Below are 6,554 nucleotides of genomic sequence, written 5' to 3'. Positions count from 1 at the left end.
TTCGGCAAGGAGGCGATCGACACCCTGCTGAAGTTCATGGAGGACAACCGCGACCGGATCATCGTCATCGTCGCCGGCTACACCAACGACATGCGCCGGTTCATCGACACCAATCCGGGCCTCGCCGGCCGCTTCACCAAGACCATCGAGTTCCCGCCCTACAAGCCGAAGGAGCTCTGCGAGATCCTCCGGCGCATGGCCGCCCGCCAGCAATTCGCCCTGCCCGACGGATTCGAGGCGGCGCTGACCCCGTGGCTCGCCCAGCGCTCCCGCGCCGACGACTGGTCCAACGCCCGCGAGATGCGCACCCTCCTGGAAAAGGCCCGCGAGGCGCAGGCCGCCCGCGTCGCCCTGGAAGGCGGCGACATGCGCCGCCTGGAGATCGTCGACCTGCTCTTCGCGATCGGCGAGGACGCCTGAGGGCCAGCGCCCATTCCGGACCGCGCCCGACCCGCATCAAGGCACGTCACATTCATGGAACGCCTCGACAAGCATCCCGCCGCCCTCTTCCTGGCCATCGTGCTCGGCGCGACCGCCCTGGTCATCGCCCTGCGGCCGGACGTGCTCGGTCCCCTGGCGGCGACGCCTTCGGCCCTGCTGCGCAACGGCCTGATCCTCGGGGGGATCGTCGGCGGCCTGCTCGCCGCCAGCTACATTCCGGCGCGGATCGCCGGCATGCGGCGGGCGATGGATCAGGAGAGGGCGAACCGGAAGATCCGCCCGATCCAGTTCGAGGATGACGGCGCGGCGGTGGAGAAGAAAGACCTCCTCGCCACGGCGCTGGCGACCCTGGACGGCATGGTCGGCCTCGCGCCGGTGAAGGCGGAGGTGAAGGGCGTCATCGCCCGGATGCAGGTGGAGCAGCAGCGCCGCGCCCAGAACCTGCCCGTGGCGGCCATGAGCCAGCACATGGTGTTCACCGGTCCCCCCGGCGTCGGCAAGACCGAGGTGGCGCGGGTGCTCGGCAGCGTCTTCAGGGCGCTGAAGGTGCTGCGCAAGGGGCACCTCGTGGAGGTCGACCGCGCCGGGCTGGTGGCGGGCTATGCCGGCCAGACCGCGATCAAGACCCTGGAGCGCTGCAAGGAGGCCCTCGACGGCATCCTGTTCATCGACGAGGCCTACGCCCTGGCCCCCGGCGGGTCCGGCGGCGGCGATTTCGGCAAGGAGGCGATCGACACCCTGCTGAAGTTCATGGAGGACAACCGCGACCGGATCATCGTCATCGTCGCCGGCTACACCAACGACATGCGCCGGTTCATCGACGCCAATCCGGGGCTCGCCAGCCGCTTCACCAAGACCGTCGAGTTCCCGCCCTACAGCCCGCCGGAACTCGCCGAGATCCTGCAGCGCATGGCGGCCAACCAGGGCTTCGTCCTGCCGGAGGGCTTCCAGAAGGAACTGATCCCCTATGTGAGCGCCCGCTCCCGCGCCGAGGACTGGGCCAATGCCCGCGAGATGCGCACGGTGCTGGAGAAGGCCCGCCAGGCCCAGGCGATGCGGCTCTCCGCCCATTCCGGCGGCGACATCAACCGGTTCGAGCCCTCGGACATCGCCGCCGCCCTCGGGAGCCAGGGCGCCGGCGCGATCGACATGGAGGAGGCGCGCAAGGTCATCGGCCGCCTCGAGGCGATGATCGGGCTCGCCCCGGTCAAGCAGCAGGTGAAGACCGTGGTGGCGCGGGTCCTGGTGGACGCCAAGCGGCGCGCCGAGGGCATCGAGGTCGGCGCGGTGAGCCAGCACATGGTGTTCACCGGCCCCCCCGGCGTCGGCAAGACCGAGGTGGCGCGCATCATGGGCGACATCTTCAAGGCCTTGGGCGTCCTGCGGAAGGGCCACGTGGTCGAGGTCGACCGTGCCGGGCTCGTGGCGGGCTATGTCGGGCAGACCGCGACGCGGACCCTGGAGCGCTGCAAGGAGGCCCTCGACGGCATCCTGTTCATCGACGAGGCCTACACCCTGGCCGACGGCGGCGGGGGCGGCAGCGATTTCGGCAAGGAGGCGATCGATACCCTGCTGAAGTTCATGGAGGACAACCGCGATCGGATCATCGTCATCGTCGCCGGCTACACGGAGGACATGGCCCGGTTCATCGACACCAATCCGGGCCTCGCCGGCCGCTTCACCAAGACCATCGCGTTCCCGGCCTACGAGCCCTACGACCTCCTCGAGATCCTGCGCCTGATGGCGACCCGGCAATCGTTCCGGCTTCCGCCCCGGTTCGAGACCCTGCTGCTCCCGTGGATCGAGCGGCGCGCGCAGGGGCGCGACTGGTCGAACGCCCGCGAGATGCGCACGCTCCTCGAGCGCCTGCGCGAGGCCCAGGCCCTGCGGCTCTCGGCCGACCCGCTCGGCGATCACGGCCAGTTCGAACTCGTTGACGTCGAGCGCGCCATCGGGGGCCCCGCGCCCTCCGCCACGGCGTCGTGACCGCATGAGATCCGGCACGATGAGTCCGCGCGCCGCAGCCCATGGCAGCCTGTGGTACGAGGATCCCTGGTACCGGCTGGCCTGGCTCGCCCTGCCGCAGGCCGGCACCGTTCTCCTCGCCAACCTGCTCTTCGCCCTCGTGGCGCAGGGCGAATGGGGCCGGCCCGCCACCGGGTCCCGGCAGCGCGCCGCCGAACTCGAAATCCTGCGCGACCGCGCGGGCGGGGAGGGCGACGCCGCCGCGCTGAGCCAGCTCGCCGCCGGAGCCAAGGCGGGCGAGATCGACGCCGCGACCCGCCTGGCGACCCTCTACGATCCCCTCATCGCAGCGAGGTTTCCGCGCAAGACCGTGCCGAGCGATTTCGCGCGCGCCGCCGACCTCTACCGGGCCGGCAGCGAGGCGGGGGATCCCGCGGCCATGGCGCGCCTCGCCGACCTGCTGCTCGAGGATTCCAGTCCCGGCGGCGACCGGACGCGGGGATGCCGCCTGGCCAAGGCCTGGCTCGACCATCCGGCGACGACGCGGGACATGCTCCGCGGCGAGGAGCGCCTGGCCGAGAAGCTCGCCCGCTGCCTCGTCGATCCGGAGAGCGGCCTTCCCCAGGATCCGCGGCGGGCCGGCGACCTCATCGTCGACACCCTCCGGCTGAAATACGAGCCGTCGATCCGCGCCTATGTGCGCGGCCTCGGCCTGCACAAGCCCGCCCTGATCCGCGCCCTGCAGGAGGCGATGGCGGCGCGGACCGTCGGCCGCTACACCGGTCCGGTGGACGGGCTCGTCCACCCCGAGACGATCGCGGCGCTGGAACGGGAGGCGGGCCTGCGTCCGTTCCTGCCGGAGGCCGCGCCGGAGCGCCGCGCCGAGACCGGCACCGGCCTGACGGCGGAGGAGTTCCGCAGCCTCGCCCAGGCGGCGACCCGGGATCTCGGCGCCCTGGCGCGGGTCCAGGCCATCGCCGACCGGGGGGATGCCACCGCCCTGGCGACCCTCGGCTACCTCTACAGCCCGTTCCTCAACAAGGGCGAGGTGTTCGCGCCCGACGCCCGGCGGTCCGCCGCCAATTTCGAGCGGGCCGCCGCGTCCGGCGCCCGCGACGCCGCCGCCCAGGCGGCGGGTCTCTACGACAAGGGCGCGGGCGCCCTGGAGAAGGACCCGGACCGGGCGGCCTCCCTCATCCTGCGCCAGCTCGAACTCGATCCGGGGTACCAGGTCTTTCTCACGGACCCGGTCTTCGGCGCGACCTGGAGCCCCGCCTTCTGGGGCGCGCTGCAGCGGGCGCTGTCCGCGCGCGGCGTCTACACCAACCCGGTCGAGAACCGCCGCAACGACGCGGTCATCGCCGCGATCCGACGCTTCGCGCAGGCGAACGAGACGGCCCGGAGCCCATCGAGACCATGAGCAACGCGCGAGACGAGTGGCTGCGCGCGCACGCGGCCCTGTGGTACGGCGATGCCCGCTACCGCCTGGCCTGGTTCGGCCTGCCGCAGGTGGTGACGCTGGGGCTGGCGGGCCTGTGCCTGTCCCTGGCCGCCCAGGGGGAATGGGGCCGGCCGGCCACGGTCTCGAAGGCGCGGGTGGCCGAGCTGACGGCCCTGCGCGACCGGGCCGGCAAGGAGGGCGACCTCAAGGCGTTCCAGGAGCTCACCGCCGCGGCCACCCGCAACCAGATCGACGCCGCGACCAAGCTCGGCACGCTCTACGACCCGCTCACCGCCGCCTATTTCCCGAAGAAGCCCTCGCCCAACGACTTCTCCCGCGCCGCCGCCCTCTATGCTCCCGGCGCCGCGGCGGGCGACCTCCTGGCGATCACGCGCCTGGCCGACGTGCTCCTCGATCCGGCCAACCCCAACGGCGACCTCAAGCGCGGCTGCCGCCTCGCCCAGACCTGGATGGACGACCCGGAGACGCTCAACCGCACGATTTCCGGCGAGGAGCGCGTCACCGTCAAACTCGCCAAATGCTACGTCGAGCCGGAAAGCGGCCTGCCGCAGGATCCCGTCCGGGCGGGCGAACTGGTGACCGCCGTGCTGTGGCGCAAGCACCAGCCGACCATCGACGCCTTCGTCAACAATCTCGGCATGCAGAGCCCGGCCCTGGTGGCGGGGATCCAGCGGCATCTCGCCAAGTCGGGGCGGTATATCGGCCTCGTGGACGGGCGTGCCAATCCCGCCATCGTCACCGCCCTCCAGGTGGAGGCCGGGATCAGGAACACCGTCACGGCCCCGAGGCCCGAGCCGCGCCGGGTGACGCCGAGCGGGCCGGACCCGGAAGTCACGGCCCTGGCGGGGGCCGCCATGGCCGGAGACCGGGGCAAGATGGCCCAGCTCAAGAGCCGGGCCGATGCCGGGGACGTGGACGCGCTCACCGCCTATGCCCGCCTGTACAACCCGGTGAGGAACAAGGGGCAGTCCTTCGCGCCGGATTCGCAGGTCGCCGTCGCCTATTACGAGCGCGCCGCCGCCGCCGGCAGCGGCGGGGCCGCGGGGGAGGCCGCGGTGCTCTACGATTCCGGCTGGGGCAACCTCGCCAAGGATCCGAAGAAGGCGGCCGCCCTCGCCCTGCGCGGCGTCGACCTCAAGGACGACCAGGTCACCTTCTGGCTGCTGTTCGAGGAGGCGGGCAGCTGGAGCGGCCCGTTCTGGGGCGCCCTCCAGGCCGAACTGACGGCACGCGGCTTCTACACGCTCCCCGTCGAGAACAAGCGCAACCCCGCCGTCATCACGGCCCTGCGCGCCTACATGAAGGCGAAGTCGTGAGCGGGACCGACCGGCTCGGCGCGCACGCGGCGCTCTGGTTCGCGGAGACGCGCTACCGTCTCGCCTGGTTCGTCCTGCCCCAGGCGGCGGTCGCCCTCGCGGCCGGCCTCGCGCTCCTGTTGCTGAAGCCCGCCGGGGAATGGGGCAAGCCGGCCGACAGCAAGGAGAACGAGAAGACCTATCTCGACCTCCTCGACAAGGCCGGCAAGGACGGCGACAAAGCCGCCTTCGACAAGCTGAAGACCGCGGCGGATGCCGGCGACATCTCCGCCCGCTCCTTCATGGGCGCCCTCTACAATCCCGAATGGGCCGGGATCTACGCCAGGAATCCGGTCAAGCCGGACGTGGCCACGGCGCTGACCTATTATGAGAAGCCCGCCGATCTCGGTTATCCGGGTGCCCAGCGCGGCATGACCGAACTCCTGCTCAACCGCGGGCGCGGCCAGTACGACCTCAAGCGCGGCTGCCGCTACGGGCTCGCGTTTCATGCAAACCCGGTCGCGATCCGGAACAGCTATCTGAACTCCTGGTCGACGCTGTTCTGGATCGCCGGCTGCTACGCCGACGCGGAGAGCGGCGTACCGCGAGACCCGCAGAAGGCCGCCGACATCTACATGGATACGGTGGCGGCCAAGCTGCCGCTGGCCATCGGCACCTTCACCGACGATCTCGGCCGCCAGCCCCCCGATCTCGTGGCGGCGATCCAGCGCAATCTCGCCCGGCGCGGCTTCTATTCCGGGCCGGCCGACGGAACGGCGACGCCCCAGACCCAGGCGGCCATCCGCGCCCTGTCCGGCACCGCCGCCGCGCCTCAGGGCCGGGCCGCCGATCCGGGTCCGCCGCCGCAGGCGCGCCCCGCGGCGCCGGTGCCGAGCACCGACGAGATCATGGCGCTCTTCAAGAGCGCGACCACCGATGCCGCCGCCGAGGGAAAGCTTCGCGCCCTGGCGGAGAACGGCGTGTCCGTGGCGCAGTATCTCTACGCGCTCCTCCTGTCCCCGGCCAACACCGACAAACAGCGGATCACCGCACCCGACGCCGTCCTGGCGAGCCGGTATCTCGAGCGCCTCGCGGCGGAGCGATCCTTCGCGCCCGCGGCCTCGTCGGCGGCCTTCCTCTACGATATCGGCGGCCCCAATCTCCCCCGTTCCCCCGGGAAAGCGGCGGACATGACGATCCGCGCCCTCGAACTGAAGTCCACCGACATCCTGCAGAACCTCAGCGAGGACAAGTGGGGCGTCGGCTTCTGGGCGGCCCTGCAGCAGCGCCTGGCCGACCGGAATCTCTACCAGGGCCGCATCGTCGATCAGCGCAACGACCGGACCATCCAGGCGGCCCGCCGCCTCCTCGGCAACCCTTAGGAGATGCCC

4 protein-coding genes and 1 pseudogene are annotated in these 6,554 nt (G+C 71.6%); all 5 read left to right on the top strand.

Annotated features, from left to right (window positions below):
- Positions 1 to 420, top strand: a pseudogene (locus tag MKK51_RS18095) (ATPase); the annotation flags it as partial.
- Between the two features lie 54 nt (positions 421 to 474).
- Positions 475 to 2,427 (top strand): AAA family ATPase, encoded by a 1,953-nt coding sequence (locus tag MKK51_RS18090; protein ID WP_243979311.1) that lies wholly within the window; start codon positions 475 to 477, stop codon positions 2,425 to 2,427.
- Positions 2,428 to 2,446: 19 nt separating this feature from the next.
- Complete coding sequence (locus MKK51_RS18085; protein ID WP_243979301.1) at positions 2,447 to 3,826, top strand: hypothetical protein; 1,380 nt, start codon at positions 2,447 to 2,449, stop codon at positions 3,824 to 3,826.
- A complete protein-coding gene (locus MKK51_RS18080) occupies positions 3,823 to 5,184 on the top strand; it encodes a hypothetical protein (RefSeq protein ID WP_243979300.1) in 1,362 nt (453 codons plus the stop codon). The genes MKK51_RS18085 and MKK51_RS18080 overlap by 4 nt, the downstream gene beginning before the upstream one ends.
- Positions 5,181 to 6,545: a peptidoglycan-binding protein gene (locus tag MKK51_RS27405; RefSeq protein WP_243979298.1), complete on the top strand. Its 1,365-nt coding sequence runs from the start codon at positions 5,181 to 5,183 to the stop codon at positions 6,543 to 6,545. The genes MKK51_RS18080 and MKK51_RS27405 overlap by 4 nt, the downstream gene beginning before the upstream one ends.
- Positions 6,546 to 6,554: the final 9 nt, after the last annotated feature.

The organism is Methylobacterium sp. E-045 (assembly GCF_022829685.1).
Lineage (GTDB): Bacteria > Pseudomonadota > Alphaproteobacteria > Rhizobiales > Beijerinckiaceae > Methylobacterium.
Note: the sequence above shows the minus strand (reverse complement) of the source record. Positions and strands in the feature narration are given on the sequence as shown.

Bases quoted from the DNA above. Each gene is read 5' to 3' on its own strand.
- MKK51_RS18085 (WP_243979301.1), top strand. From the start codon at position 2,447: ATGAGTCCGCGCGCCGCAGCCCATGGCAGCCTGTGGTACGAGGATCCC.
- MKK51_RS18090 (WP_243979311.1), top strand. From the start codon at position 475: ATGGAACGCCTCGACAAGCATCCCGCCGCCCTCTTCCTGGCCATCGTG.
- MKK51_RS18080 (WP_243979300.1), top strand. From the start codon at position 3,823: ATGAGCAACGCGCGAGACGAGTGGCTGCGCGCGCACGCGGCCCTGTGG.